The organism is Oceanobacillus sp. CAU 1775 (assembly GCF_054482815.1).
Genome location: NZ_JBTLRO010000010.1, coordinates 1 through 14213, shown reverse-complemented (window position 1 = coordinate 14213; position 14213 = coordinate 1). Strand labels below are relative to the sequence as shown.

Here is a 14213-nt window from a genome sequence, read left to right as displayed (position 1 = left end):
TTCGTTCTCGAAAAATCACTGGTTACTGCTCACAACTGGCTCGAGTTTCATTGATTTATGAAAGCTAACTGGCCTAGCTAAGCTTGTATAGCCACTTTCTCTTACTAAATCTAGGATTCCACGGTAATATTGTGCAGATAATGAGACAGGTAATTTACTGTCAGCATCAAAAAGATCAATACGCTGCATAAAGTTATCGTATAAGCCTTCCGCCCGCAAAGCTAAATCTTCCCATAAACAAATAAAAGCATCATTGATTACTCCAGCCCTTAAATCGTCTACACGATAATTAAACCGTTCCATTTCTGATATTGGTAGATAAATCCGTTGATGATCATATAAATCTTCTCCAATATCTCTTAGTATATTAGTAATTTGCATAGCGATACCTAGTTCAATCGCAGACGACATTAGTTTACTAGCATTCTCTGAAGCAATAACTGGTAAAAGCATCAAGCCGACAGATCCAGCAACGTAATAACTATAATCCTCTAATTCTTCCAACGTTTCCGGTGATTTAAATGCAATATCCCTTGCTTGTCCAGTTAGTTGATCATAAAAGGGTTCTAGCGACATATCATAATTGTTAAATACATGTCGAAGGGCGCGCCACAACGGAAGATCTAATTCTTCATTCCTGCTAAATAGGTCTAATTCTAATTTAAATTGTGACAGAGCTTGTTGTTGCTCCTGTGGATTTGGGTTCTCATCGACACAATCGTCTGCAATTCTACAAAAAGCATAAATAGCATAAATTGCTTTTGCTTTTTTCTCAGGAAGCCTTGAAAACGCTTGGTAAAACCGCTTTGAATGACGTTGGATGATCGACTCACAGTATAGAAAATCGGACTCTAACTGATTCATGTTTGTATGCATATTTAGATTCTCCTTTATGATTTTATTCATAATCAAAAATGATACCTTGATCGTCAGACATTAATTCCTGTGCAGCGATTCTAGCGGATAAAAGGACAATTGGCACACCTGCACCTGGGTGAGTACTACTTCCTGTGAAATACAAATTCTCGCAATTTGCTGCTTTACTTTGTGGTCGCATATGGTTACTTTGTGACAATGTTGGCTGTAATCCAAAAGTCGCGCCATTATACGCATTAAACTTTGATTCAAAATCCTTAGGTGTAATATAAGTTTCCGTTACAATTTCTTGTTCAATATTTTCAAATCCCTTAATTTCTTTTAAGGAGTTAATGATTTGATTGCGGTAATGACTAACAGTTTCATCATTCCATTCGTATTTAGCCGTTGATAATTCAGATACTGGCATTAATGCATAGATTCCGTCTTTACCTTCTGGAGCCATCGATGGATCTTTCTTCGAGCCCATATATACATAGAATGAACCTGATTCTAATTTTCTTCCTTCAAAAATATCTTCTAGATTCTCTTCTAAGTCCTCGTTAAAAACAAATTGATGCACATGATCTATCTCTTCATACTTTCTATCCATTCCCAAGTACAATAAGAAGCACGAACAAGAATATTTCATTTTATCTATTTTTTTATCTGTGTATTTCCCTTTTGCCTTTTCATTCTTCACAAGATTCTTCATCGCAAAAGGAAAATCAGCGTTGCATATAACATAATCCGAGTATTTTCTTTCCCCATTTACCAATATTCCTGTCGCAGCACCATTTTCAATTAATATTTCTTCTACATTACTGTTGTAATGAATTTTCCCACCTAATTCTTTGAATAGCCTTTCCATCGATTTAGCCATGGTGTACATGCCACCTTTTATAAACCAAACTCCATATAAAAACTCAATCATCGGAATAATAGAGTATAAAGATGGACCAGTGTAAGGTGATACACCTATGTATAATGTTTGAAAGCTAATCATCTGTCTTAAACGTTTATCCTTAATATATTTCTTTAGAAAATTCTCTGCGTTATCGAGTGTTCTAAGTTTCATTGCTTGTTTAAGCATGAAGGGATTATAAAAATCTTTTTGATTTCTAAACGGTCGTTGGATAAAGTGTTTTTTCGCTACGATAAAGCGTTTATAGATTTCTTGTAAATAATCTAGAAATCCTTGTGCATCTTCGTCACTAATACCCTCCATTGTTCGAATCAATTCCGTTAAATCCGAAGATATCGAAACTGATGGCGCCCCATCTTTATAGTGAACCTTGTACATTGGATCGAGCTTTTCCATTGGTATGTAATCATCAGGGTCTCTTCCGCAAATCTCAAATACTTCCTTATACAGTTCAGGCATCATGACAATTGTTGGGCCTAGGTCAAACCTATAGCCATCTTTTTCAATCAGGTGCATCTTCCCACCAGGTATAGCTTCTTTCTCATAAACCTCTACATCATACCCTGCATTTTGTAAGCGAATAGCACTTGCTAAACCTGCTACACCTGCCCCGACAACTGTTATTTGTTTTTTCATTTTGGCACTCCTTCTCTGGTATCTCTATACTTCTTAATATCAAACATTGTACAATTTTATATATATATTAGTCAAGCCTTATTGTTAAATTCTAGTATATTATTGGTATTCACTGATTTAATCTACTTTAAACTATTATATTTGTATAACCTTCGGGAATCAGAAGTGTACAAAGTACTTTTATAAACATTATACAAAACATCACTAAAAAACCGCATCAGCTTTTATTCGCTGATACGGTTTATCATTTCTTTTACTTCTTCGTTATGTCTTCAAGACTTTCATCATTTTTTACTTTCCAGAGTTCACCAGGCCAAAATGCAACTCTTCCAAGTACCATTGTAATTGCAGGTACAAGTAATGGTCGAACAATAAATGTATCTAATATAATCCCTATTGCAACAATCGTTCCAAAGTGTACTAAGAGGTCTAATGGCATAACAGCTAAAACAGAGAATGTAGCAGCTAAGATTAAACCAGCTGAACTTATCACACTTCCTGTCTCACCGACACTTTCTGCAATTGCTCGTTTAAGCGGCATTTTTCTTCGCTTTTGCCATAGGTTAGAAACAAGGAATATATTGTAATCTATCCCTAAAGCTACAGAGAATACGAATACATATAGTGGGATTAAGCCCTGAATTTCATCTACTCCAAAGATATAATGCAGGACAATCCATCCTAGTCCTAATGCTGATAAATACGATAATAATACTGTTGCCAACAGATAGAACATGGCGACAATTGATTTAAAGTAGACAACTAGTAGTAATGCAATGACTATCAAGAGAGCAGGCATGATAACAGATTGGTCACGATTCGTAGTCTCCTGTGTGTCATAGAGAGATGCTGTTTCTCCTCCAATCCACACCAAACCTTCTACATTGTCGATTCCGGCTGATTTTAACGCATCTTCTGCAATCTCTTTGAACTCAGGTATCGTTTCTAATGCTTCATTCGAATATGGATCAATCGCAAGCGTGACATCCCACTTCATCATCTCTTCATTTTCCGAACCTTCAACTGGATCGGAAACAAGTTCGACTTCCGCATGTGCTTCTAACTCTTCTTTTAACGCAAGCTCTTCCCCATTCGAATCTACAATTATTTGAACAGGTGCAATTTCTCCAGGTGGGTAATGTTTAGCAATAATCGTAAATCCTTCTCGTGATTCCATATCATCTGGGAATGAATTTAATAAAGCATACGTAAATTTCATTTGTGGAATAAAGGCTACCAGTGCACCAAGCAACACTAATGTCACAATAATGATTGTCCATGGTCGATCGGTAACTAATTTTCCAATCTTTTTCCCTAATCGATTGCCATCTTTTGTGCGTCGAACTTTTTTCCCTTTCTTTTCTTCCAATCGCTTCGTCATTTCTTCTGTACGAGGAACAAATGGGATAAACGCCACACGCCCGATTAAGGCTAAAATTGCAGGCAAAATAGTTAAGGCAGCAATCCCCATAACAAAGATCGACAGACTAAATGGTATTGCAAAACGATCAAAGGAAGCATAATTTGCTAATGCTAAAGTTAATAAAGCAGTAACAGTTGTTAGTGAGCTGATCATTATCGCTCCGCCAGTTCCGCCCATCGCTTTCTTGAGTGCTATATATTTATTTTCTTCATAACGTAATTCATCACGGTATCGTGAAATTAAGAAAATAGCGTAGTCTGTACCTGCTCCAAATAATAATACCGTCATGATGGAAATGGCTTGTGCATCAATCATTATTAATTCTCGGTCAGCAAGGAAGCCAAGTATTGGACTAATTAACAGAAAAGCTAATCCAACAGCTATTAATGGAACCATCGCTAGAATCGGTGAACGATAAAGTAAAATAAGAATCACAAATACTATGACTACCGTCGCAATTAAAAGTGTAATATCTGCATTACTAAAAAGTGATACTGCATCTGTTTGTATTCCAACTGGTCCTGAAAAACGAACATGTAATCCTTCTTCGCCAATCTCACTCTCTAAAACTTCACTACCAATTTGCGCTTCAATTATTTCAGCTAATTGATCTAAATCTGCTTGAAGTTGATCTACCGAAGCATCCGCAAAGAAAATCGGCGTTGTTAAAGCTTCCCCGTCCTCTGAAGCACTATCCATTAGCGCTTGAGGCGGAACTTCATGTAGCGGTGGGATCGATTTTTGATGTTCTAATGCATTCTCATTTAACTCCGCATACAATTCAATGATAGCTGTATAGTCATCTTCTTCTAATCCACCATCACGTTGCCAAACTAAAAGTAATGGTGTACCTGCACCGTCAGAGAATTCTTTTTCAACAATCCCACCCGCTTCCACTGACATCGCATCATCCGGCAACAATTGCGTATCCGTTGTTTCACGTTCATTTACTTGCGGCCATACGAAAGATACTACTCCAATGAGTAAAATCCAAATGAATAGCGTACCCCAGCGTGTTTTACGATCCGCAACAACAGAACTAATTTTTTCCAATATGTTTTTCATTAACTTTCCATCTCCTCAATTTCAATCCTCATATTAAAGTTATACACTAAATAGATACAATATGTACAATGTTATAAACTTATTATTTTAATATAAGTATGCGATACCCTAATATAACAGGGAACAAACACTATTATAGTTTATATGGAAATATTATACAAGAATGAGTTCCATATCTTTTTTACTATATTTCTGTATAAGGTTGTGTTATACTATCAAAAATAATACTTTTATAAAGGTGAATGAAGATGGATGAATTCCAAAAATATTATTATATCAAAGATGCAGCAGATTTAAGTGGTGTTTCCGAACAACTTATCCGCAAATGGGAAGATCGATATCAAATCATTCAACCTAAGCGCTTAGATAATGGCTATCGAGTTTATACGTTGGATGATATTTTAATTTTAAAAGAAATAAGAGAAGCTAGGGAGCGAAAACTCTCTGTAAAAGATGCGATTCATGCTGTATTGCAGAGCAGAAGCGAAGAACTAGAAGAGTTACCAATACAAGTTGAAGAAAGTCCTTATGTAAAAGAGTTAATCAAGCGAGGAACAATCTATGATGAAGCTGGACTTTTCCTTTTGTTAAAGGAAGCTAACCACAAATATGGTTTGTCTCTTTTTCTAGATAATACAGTATCTCCCCTTTTGAGAAAGATTGGAAACCTATGGGAGTCTGGAGAGTGGGATGAGAGTCAAGAAACAATTTCAAGTCTAGTAGTGCGTGACTTTCTCACAGAAATAACGAGAAACTTTGAAAGCCACCCAACAGATCCAGATGTATTAGGATTTTGCCTACCAGGCGAACATCATGAGATTCCTCTACAGATAATCCTTTTGCAGTTAAGAATTCAGGGATGGCGGACAACTAGAATTGGAGCTTCTCCAAAGTTCTCTTCTATTGAAACCTTAGTGAAAAGTTTAAACCCTAAAAAGGTTTTGTTCTCAGCTTCAACCCTGTTTCCTTTTGAAAGTAATGAATTATTATTAGAAGAGTTAGATGCAGTGGCAAGTAGATACCCTGATATAGAGTTTCATATTGGTGGAGAAGGTGCCAGAACGATGACCAAAATCATCAAGCCTAAACATATCCACCTCTCTTTTCGATTAGAAGATTTGATGGAGTAAAGTCGACAAAGTAAAGCTAGCTATAATTTATAGCTAGTTATATTTTTTTACATCTTATGTCATTCATGAAAAAGAAAGTTTGAGATGGTATGTTATAGGCTAAAGTTAGTTAGGTGTTATCTCTTTAACTACCAAATTATCATCGGGATGTCAGAAAGGAATAGTGATTATGAAAAGGTTAATGGTATTATGTGTCACATTATTTTTTAGTTTTATTTTAGTTGCTTGTGGTTCAGGTGGGGAAGAAACAACGACAGTAATGCGCGCAGAACAAAATGGCGTGATTATCGAAATCACATTAGAAGCTGAAGGCGATGAAGTAGTAAAACAAACTGCGGATAATATTATTACATATGAAGCGTTGGGTGTTTCTAATGCAGAGGAAGCAGAAGCACAGTTAGGCGAAATAGTTGCTGGATTTAATGAAGTAGAAGGAGTTACACATAGTATTGACTATCAGGAAGGCCAAGCAATTGAAACATTGGCAGTAAATTATGAAGAAGCAGACCTAGAAGAAGTTGCTCAATTAGAAGGATCTACCTTTGAAGATACAGACGCTGACTATATTAGTTTAGAAAAAACAATTGAAATGTTACAAGGTCAAGGATTTGGGATTGTGGAATAATCTTTATAATTAAGGTAAGTTAAAATAAAAAAACTTTTATCCCAAAATGGATAAAAGTTTTTTTGTGAAGTATTTTGCTTTATTATCCCGCTCAACAAGTACGATTACCCTTCCACAAAGTCGTCATAATAAATATGTCAGAATCCATGGAAGCAAGTACTACTCTGATATATTCCTTTTTAGCTATTCAATAATCTCCAAGTTGAATAGACAAACATTTGAACAGCTTTATTTAATTGTTCTTCATCGATATCAAACATAGAGTGATGGTGTGGGTAATCGGTTCCTTTGTTCTCATCTCTCACACCTGTAAAGAAATATACACCAGGAGCCTCTGTTAGAAATCCAGAGAAGTCCTCCGCTGTCATATTCGGTTTGTCACTCACAACAGCATCCTCACCAAATAATTCAATCGCAGCATCTTTTACCGTATCAGCAAGTGTGTCGTCATTAATTACTGCTGCTGGCCCATCATTATAAATAAATTTATAACTTGCCCCATGTGCTTCCGTAATTCCTTTTACAATTTGCTCCATCCGCGTTTTAGCAGTATCACGCAGCGCCATGTTATATAATCGAACCGTTCCTGCAATTTCTACAGAACCTGGAAGTACATTCATAGCCGTTCCACCGTGAATCTTTGTGATTGACACAACGAGACTATCGAGTGGATCAATATTACGAGCAACAATTTGTTGAAGGTTAGTAACAACTTGTGCTGCCGTTGTAATTGCATCTACCGAAGTATGTGGTACTCCAGCATGCCCCGCATTTCCTTTTATTTTAATTTGGAATGTATCAGCTGCAGCCATAACTGGTCCACGTGAGACACTAATTTTCCCCGCTTCTAAAGGCGACCATAGATGATTACCAATAATCGCATCGACGCCTTCCATTACTCCCGCATCAACCATTTCTAAAGCACCACCAGGGAAAACTTCTTCCGCATGTTGGAATAGAAAGCGAATTTCACCTTTTATTTCATCTTGTTTTTTCGAAAGTATTTTTGCCGCACCAAGTAAAATTGCTGTATGCCCATCGTGGCCACAAGCATGCATTGCTCCTTCATTTTTTGAAATAAAATCGAAGTCATTCTCTTCTTTAACAGGCAATGCATCGATATCTGCTCGAACAGCGATGGTCTTCCCTTCTTCTGAACCAATCAACCTGGCCATTACACTCGTTTTAGTTGGACGAGTGACTTCTAAATTACCAAAAGATTGTAATGTATCGTAAACAAATTGTGAGGTTTCCACTTCTTGAAAAGCTACTTCGGGATATTGGTGTAAATGTCGTCTCCACCCAATAACCTCTTCGTTAATCTTTTCAGCCTCTTTTTTTAGCGTTGCCAAATTCAATTTACTTCCTCCTTTTTAAATATAATTCCCTATTAAACGTAAGTTATTGTAAAATAATATTAATTTATCTTTAATCATATTGTAATTTTATCATTATAATGGTAAATTCGATAGACATAATATAAAGGGGAGTGAATAGTTTGTCAAAGAAGAGTTCTAAAAAAGTAAGTGTAACAAATAATGAAAGCAATAGCGGCGGAGAAAAGAAGTCCTTTATGCCACATATTTTCGTCGTTCTATTCATTATTATTATGCTTGCAGCTATCGCAAGTTATATCGTACCTGCTGGAGAATACGATCGTGTTGAAAATGACGCTGGTAGAATCGTCGTTGTTCCAGATTCATACGAAGTTGTCGAACAAACGCCTGTTAGCTTCCTAAACTTTATGTTTGCGATTCCAACAGGCTTTATTGAAACAGCCGAAATTGTGTTTGGGATTATAATGATTGGTGGTATGTTCGCGATTATTGAACGGACCGGAGTAATTAATTTAGGAGTAGGAAAACTAGCAAATACCTTTTCTAATAAAGGACTATTCGTTATTCCAATATTAATGATTCCATTTGCATTAATTACGACATTTACTGGTCAAGTTGAATTATCATTAATATATCTGCCAGCAATTTTACCGTTAATACTAAAACTAGGATTTGATAAAGTTACTGCAGTGGGAACCGTACTCGTAGCAACAATTGCCGGTTTTACAATTGCTTTAACAGCACCAGCAAACTTAGGTGTTTCGCAAACGATTGCTGAAGTTGAACTCTACTCTGGAATAGGTTATCGTATTGTAATTCTTTCTATAATCCTTATCGTTGGTATGTTATTCGTTATGCGCTACGCTAAGAAAGTTCGAGCGAATCCAGAATTGAGTGTTACATATGGAGATAAAGATACTGCGCAATTACAAGAAATTGAAAGTATAACGAATGAAAAAGCAACTACAAGACAAAAACTTGTTACAGTTGCAATTATTATTGCATTCGGCGTATTACTTTGGGGATTATTTGAACATGGTTGGTATTTCCGTGAATTATCTGGATTATATATTTTCACCGGAATTGTAGTCGGTATACTTGGCGGACTGAAATTATCGGAATTAGCCGAGTCTTTCGTTGAAGGGTGTAAGAATATCCTTCTAGGCGCAATGGTTGTTGGTGTCGCGCGCGGGGTTGCTGTTGTGTTGAATGATGGTAATATTATGGATACAATCATTTACGTTGGTGGAAATTTAGTAGAAGCTGTACCAAGTGGTGTGACAGCTACAATTATGTTAATTTTCCAAGCACTACTTAACTTCCTCATTCCTTCTGGAAGTGGACAAGCTGTCGTTACGATGCCAATTATGAATGGACTTGCTGACCTTTCAGGTGTAACAAGACAAACTGCAGTTCTTGCATTCCTAATGGGGGATGGATTTACGAATATCTTTTACCCAACATCAGGATACTTTATGGCAGTATTAGCTATTGCAAGAGTATCATGGGAAAAGTGGGTTAAATTTATTTGGCCGCTACTCCTCATTTGGTATGCTGTAGGGATTGTCTTCCTCTTTATTGCACAAGCTATGAACTATTAGGGATAGATTTGGTTAAATTAAAAAAGCTAGAACGAGGATGTTTCGATATCCTTTGTTCTGGCTTTTTAATATTTTCTAGCTAAACGCTAGAGAATGATGTTTGACTGATGAAGATATTGAATGAAATATGGATTTTTTTAGCACAAATTCTTTATAATTTTACTATCTTTATTATTTAACTTTTATAACGATTTTTCCTGCCGCATGTCCTGATTCACTTAATTTATAAGCTTTCTGTACACCGTCTTTGTTAAATGGAAAAACTTCATCTATGACGACTTTCAGTTCTCCACGAGCCACTTGATCAATAAATTTTTTTAATTGGTCCATATTTATTTCATAGACAATACGATCAATCTTGATATCTCTTTCTCTAGCCTTGTCTTCAGAAATAGGAGCCGCTGGTGTTAATGCTCGGCCGCCTTCAACTACAACTGGTAGTGTTTCCGTTCCCTGACCTACAGTGTCAATTAACATATTTGCTTTGTTAGCAAAAACTTTTGATACATCTTCTTCTTTATAATTAACAACTTGATTTACACCAAGTGATTCAAGAAGTTCTTCATTCCTGCTAGTTGTAGCAATAACGTTTGCACCATTTTGTTTTGCGAACTGTACGGTGTAAGAACCTACTCCACCAGAACCACCTTGCACAAAGATTGTTTCGCCTTCTTGCACTTGATAAGATTCTCTATTTACGAGTTGGTACGCAGTAAGTGCGGCGATACCTAGAGCCGAAGCTTCTTCAAAAGAAACATTCTCTGGCTTTTTTAGTACATACTTCTGCGGAATCGATACGTATTCAGCCAAACCACCAGGTCGATTTAGTTTATAGGAAGTGAAAACTTCATCACCTACAGCAAAGTCAGTAACATCTTCACCAACTTCAGAGACCACGCCAGCAATATCCGTCCCTAAAATCATTGGAGACTCTAATTTAAATGACATGAGACCTTTACGAATGGCATTATCTACAGGATTAATGGAAACAGCACGGACTTCAATCAATACTTCATCTGACTTCACTCTCGGTTTGTCAACTTCTTTTTCAACAAAATCCTCTACATTACCGCCCTCATTAACAATAATCGCTTTCATTGATTACACCCTTTCTACATTAAGTCTATATTAATACTAAGGTATAATATCCAGTGGTTCAAATATTCTGATTGTATAGAAATAAATACGGTATTAAAGACTATTAAATATATTCAGTTCCTATCAAAGTAAGACGATAGCTCAATAACTATAGACTATGAACAGTGTCCTTCACCGTTTTCGTCGTTTCTTTGTCTTCTGATAAAATCATATCCGCAGCTCGCCATCCGATAGCAATTGCAGGTGCCATTGTATTTCCAGGTTGAATAGGTAGAACTGACGCATCTACTACACGTAAATTCTTTACACCCCTCACCTTTAATTTCGAATCAACCACATCTTCATCATTCGGCCCCATTCGAGAAGTACCAACTGCATGAAAAACATGTGGGCTTGCCGAAGCATACTTAAGTAAATCTTCTTCACTTTGAATATCAGGCCCTGGTACCATTTCAGTCTCTATAAGGTCAGCAAGAGGACTTTGTGCAGCGATTTCCCGAATCGTTTGAATCGCTTTAACAATTCCCTTACGATCATGTTCCGTTTCTAAAAAGCGAGAATCAATAATTGGCGGATCATCAGGACTAGCTCCACTACTATGCACTGAACCTTCTGTCGTTGGGTGTAATAACAATCCCGACGCTGAAAAACCTGGTTCTGTTGCTACCCTCATTCCAGCAGGGGTAAATACTGTCGTCAGCGGATTAAACATTGCCGTCAAATCAGCGTGATCCAAATTCGGATCAGACTTGAAAAAGGACACAATTTCATGAGCACCAGATGCAATAACACCTTTACGATTTAGTAAATATTTAGATCCTGTAACCATTTGTTTCATCGTGGATGAGAGTTTGCCATTATAGCCAATCGGTTTGTTTATTCTAGCCTGATAATTTACCATTATCTGTTCAACTGCATGCTCTCCAACACTCGGACTTTCCACACGTACTGGAACCCCAATTCGAGAAAGAACTTCTGCATTTCCAATTCCAGATCTTTCTAGTAAAAGAGGAGTTTCTACCGTTCCTGCAGAAATAATGATTTCCTTTCTAGCATAAATATCTCGTTCTTCGCCGGCATTATTCTTGACACGAACTCCAACTGCCTGATCTCCTTCAAACAGTATCCAACCAACATGAGTGTTTAGTTCCAGTGTAATATTGCCACGTTTCAGTGCTGGTTTAAGAAAAGCACTAGCAGCACTTAATCTTCTACCCCGTCGAACCGTATTAGGCATATGCCCAATGCGTTCGTGATTAGATTCGTTAATATCTTTAACTCTATCCAATCCCCATTTTTCTCCCGCTGTAAGAATTGCTTCATTTAACTCGTCTGGTACACGGTCAACATGAATATTTAAAGGGCCACCTTCTCCCCTTGTTTCCGATTCACCAAACTGATGATTCTCGAATGCTTTGAATGCCTTTACCATCTCCGACCATCCCCAACCTTCATTCCCTAGGGCGGACACGCGATCCCAATAACTAGAACTTCCACGTTCATAGTTCATTCCATTAATCGATGTCGAACCGCCAAGTACTCGACCACGTTGCCACATTCCCGGTTTCTGTGCAGGGCCTCCAGGAAGTGTAGGGTAATTGAAGGAGTGTTTTGGTGTACCCAAAATAAAGTAGAATCCTTTTGGTATGGAAATCGCCGGATCTGTATCTTTTCCACCGCTTTCTAATACTAATACTTTGGTGCTTGAGTCCTCACTTAAACGACTTGCCAATGTACTACCCGAAGCACCACTTCCAATAATAATGTAATCATAATCTGCTTTGTAACTCATTTGAATCCCCCTTTTATCTATGATTAATACTTAATTCTTTAGTTATCTCTATTGCTTTACTCATGATACAATAGTAACTAATTCTCTTTAGTCACCTTTTATACTCTATCGGATAATGAAATAAAGCGTTTACATAAATAGCATGCAACCCACGTACAAAACTTAAAAGTTCTCGTACTATATATAATAATAACAGTCAGAATAATCAACGCAATCAGTAAAATTAGATGTTCTGTATACATAAACAACACTTTTTCATATTTTGTATGGAATTATTAAAAATACTTAGGAGGAAAATGAAGTGAAGCAAGAAAATACGTTAGATAGAAGAGTTAGAAGAACAAAACAAACATTCATAAAATCATATATACAACTGATCAAAGAAAAAGGTTATGCAAAAGTCAGTGTCACAGATATTGTTGAAAGAGCAGATTACAACAGAGCAACCTTCTATGCTCACTTTAATAATAAAGAGGATTTGACACATGAAATTGTTGAAAAAATGAGTGATGAACTCCAAAAAGCATTTTTATTAAACTTAAGCGTTCCTGGATATTTGGATATAGATAACTTTTCTTCCTCTTCTGTGAAAGTTTTTCATTATATTCATCAGAACTCGGATTTGTTTGATTTACTCAAGGAACCTGATTCAATACCAGGTCTTCTAGATAAAACGATTCAAACAATTAGAAGCTTTCATGAAGAAATTATATTGGTTGGCGAGCAAGCGCTCGATATTAATGATACAAGCTTTATTACATATCGTACTTATGGAGATCTAGGGATTATATTAGAATGGATTAAAAGTGATTACACACTATCTCCCGAAGAAATATCTAAACAATCGCTTGATATCCTCAAAGCAGATTACCCCAAAACTAAGATGAGTGTAAATTCGTGACTGAGTTCCAAAACAAGGAACAACCCCATCCACTATTCGAATTGTAAAAGTAGAATTACGAAGAACTTTCAAATACAACTAGTAATGTATCCTTACCTTAGAAATTTATATACTAAAAAGGCTCTTGTTCTAAGTGAACAAGAGCCTTCTATATCAAGAGCTTCCAGTCGGATTTGAACCGACGACCTCTTCCTTACCATGGAAGCACTCTACCTGCTGAGCTATGGAAGCGTATATAAATATATACAAAAAAATGGCTCCACAGGTAGGATTCGAACCTACGACCGATCGGTTAACAGCCGATTGCTCTACCACTGAGCTACTGTGGAACAATAATATAAGTAAATAATTAAAATATGCCTGGCGGCGTCCTACTCTCGCAGAGACAAAGTCTCAACTACCATCGGCGCTGGAAAGCTTAACTACTGTGTTCGGTATGGGAACAGGTGTGACCTTTCCGCCATCGCTACCAGACATGCTTGTCTTTCAAAATGAAGGACAAATTTTATTATATGCATTTTTGTAGAAAAATGCAAGGGTTATTTATTATACCCTGAAAACTAAATAAGAGTGATGCAACGACATGCATTTTATGAAGTTAGTTAAGCCCTCGATCGATTAGTATTCGTCAGCTACACATGTTGCCATGCTTCCACCTCGAACCTATCAACCTCATCGTCTCTGAGGGATCTTACTCACTTGAAGTGATGGGAAGTCTCATCTTGAGGGGGGCTTCATGCTTAGATGCTTTCAGCACTTATCCTTTCCACACGTAGCTACCCAGCTATGCTCCTGGCGGAACAACTGGTACACCAGCGGTGTGTC

At 37.0% G+C, this 14213-nt stretch carries 10 protein-coding genes, 2 tRNA genes and 2 rRNA genes; 4 read left to right on the top strand and 10 right to left on the bottom strand.

Annotated elements, in window-relative coordinates:
- Window positions 1-15 precede the first annotated feature (15 nt).
- The 3 genes from ACXYMZ_RS14485 to ACXYMZ_RS14475 form a co-directional block, all read right to left on the bottom strand.
- Window positions 16-876: a phytoene/squalene synthase family protein gene (locus ACXYMZ_RS14485; RefSeq protein WP_458949121.1), complete on the bottom strand. Its 861-nt coding sequence runs from the start codon at window positions 874-876 to the stop codon at window positions 16-18.
- A 22-nt stretch (window positions 877-898) separates the two neighbouring features.
- Complete coding sequence (locus tag ACXYMZ_RS14480; RefSeq protein ID WP_458949120.1) at window positions 899-2416, bottom strand: phytoene desaturase family protein; 1518 nt, start codon at window positions 2414-2416, stop codon at window positions 899-901.
- A 253-nt stretch (window positions 2417-2669) separates the two neighbouring features.
- Window positions 2670-4904 carry an MMPL family transporter gene (locus ACXYMZ_RS14475; RefSeq protein ID WP_458949119.1) on the bottom strand — a complete coding sequence of 745 codons (2235 nt, stop codon included), beginning with the start codon at window positions 4902-4904 and terminating at the stop codon, window positions 2670-2672.
- Between the two features lie 248 nt (window positions 4905-5152).
- Here ACXYMZ_RS14475 and ACXYMZ_RS14470 point away from each other — a divergent pair, with 248 nt between their 5' ends.
- Together ACXYMZ_RS14470 and ACXYMZ_RS14465 are read left to right on the top strand one after the other, a co-directional pair.
- Entirely contained in the window at window positions 5153-6034 is an 882-nt protein-coding gene (locus ACXYMZ_RS14470; RefSeq protein ID WP_458949118.1) for a MerR family transcriptional regulator, read from the top strand.
- Between the two features lie 169 nt (window positions 6035-6203).
- Window positions 6204-6659, top strand: coding sequence for a YehR family lipoprotein (locus tag ACXYMZ_RS14465; RefSeq protein ID WP_458949117.1), 456 nt, complete (start codon window positions 6204-6206; stop codon window positions 6657-6659).
- Window positions 6660-6838: 179 nt separating this feature from the next.
- On the opposite strand, the gene ACXYMZ_RS14460 is transcribed toward ACXYMZ_RS14465, so the two are convergent.
- Window positions 6839-8017: an amidohydrolase gene (locus ACXYMZ_RS14460; RefSeq protein ID WP_458949116.1), complete on the bottom strand. Its 1179-nt coding sequence runs from the start codon at window positions 8015-8017 to the stop codon at window positions 6839-6841.
- 140 nt (window positions 8018-8157) lie between these two features.
- Between ACXYMZ_RS14460 and ACXYMZ_RS14455 the strand changes: the two genes are divergently transcribed.
- Entirely contained in the window at window positions 8158-9597 is a 1440-nt protein-coding gene (locus ACXYMZ_RS14455) for a YfcC family protein (protein WP_458949115.1), read from the top strand.
- A 171-nt stretch (window positions 9598-9768) separates the two neighbouring features.
- Here the strand turns inward: ACXYMZ_RS14455 and ACXYMZ_RS14450 are convergent, their stop codons facing one another.
- Both ACXYMZ_RS14450 and ACXYMZ_RS14445 read right to left on the bottom strand, forming a co-directional pair.
- Window positions 9769-10695, bottom strand: coding sequence for an NADP-dependent oxidoreductase (locus ACXYMZ_RS14450; protein ID WP_458949114.1), 927 nt, complete (start codon window positions 10693-10695; stop codon window positions 9769-9771).
- 148 nt (window positions 10696-10843) lie between these two features.
- A complete protein-coding gene (locus ACXYMZ_RS14445; protein WP_458949113.1) occupies window positions 10844-12487 on the bottom strand; it encodes a GMC family oxidoreductase in 1644 nt (547 codons plus the stop codon).
- Window positions 12488-12788: 301 nt separating this feature from the next.
- Between ACXYMZ_RS14445 and ACXYMZ_RS14440 the strand changes: the two genes are divergently transcribed.
- Window positions 12789-13388 carry a TetR/AcrR family transcriptional regulator gene (locus tag ACXYMZ_RS14440; RefSeq protein ID WP_458949112.1) on the top strand — a complete coding sequence of 200 codons (600 nt, stop codon included), beginning with the start codon at window positions 12789-12791 and terminating at the stop codon, window positions 13386-13388.
- Between the two features lie 158 nt (window positions 13389-13546).
- Here ACXYMZ_RS14440 and ACXYMZ_RS14435 read toward each other — a convergent pair.
- The 4 genes from ACXYMZ_RS14435 to ACXYMZ_RS14420 all read right to left on the bottom strand — a co-directional run.
- Window positions 13547-13619, bottom strand: a tRNA-Thr gene (locus tag ACXYMZ_RS14435).
- Window positions 13620-13642: 23 nt separating this feature from the next.
- Window positions 13643-13717: transfer RNA gene (locus ACXYMZ_RS14430), tRNA-Asn, on the bottom strand.
- A 29-nt stretch (window positions 13718-13746) separates the two neighbouring features.
- Window positions 13747-13862 (bottom strand): 5S ribosomal RNA (rrf, locus tag ACXYMZ_RS14425).
- Between the two features lie 124 nt (window positions 13863-13986).
- Window positions 13987-14213, bottom strand: a 23S ribosomal RNA gene (locus ACXYMZ_RS14420); the annotation flags it as partial.

What these genes read in the sequence shown, in the direction of transcription:
- ACXYMZ_RS14485 (WP_458949121.1), bottom strand. Translation starts at nt 876, where the DNA reads ATGCATACAAACATGAATCAGTTAGAGTCCGATTTTCTATACTGTGAG.
- ACXYMZ_RS14480 (WP_458949120.1), bottom strand. Translation starts at nt 2,416, where the DNA reads ATGAAAAAACAAATAACAGTTGTCGGGGCAGGTGTAGCAGGTTTAGCA.
- ACXYMZ_RS14475 (WP_458949119.1), bottom strand. Translation starts at nt 4,904, where the DNA reads ATGAAAAACATATTGGAAAAAATTAGTTCTGTTGTTGCGGATCGTAAA.
- ACXYMZ_RS14470 (WP_458949118.1), top strand. Translation starts at nt 5,153, where the DNA reads ATGGATGAATTCCAAAAATATTATTATATCAAAGATGCAGCAGATTTA.
- ACXYMZ_RS14465 (WP_458949117.1), top strand. Translation starts at nt 6,204, where the DNA reads ATGAAAAGGTTAATGGTATTATGTGTCACATTATTTTTTAGTTTTATT.
- ACXYMZ_RS14450 (WP_458949114.1), bottom strand. Translation starts at nt 10,695, where the DNA reads ATGAAAGCGATTATTGTTAATGAGGGCGGTAATGTAGAGGATTTTGTT.
- ACXYMZ_RS14445 (WP_458949113.1), bottom strand. Translation starts at nt 12,487, where the DNA reads ATGAGTTACAAAGCAGATTATGATTACATTATTATTGGAAGTGGTGCT.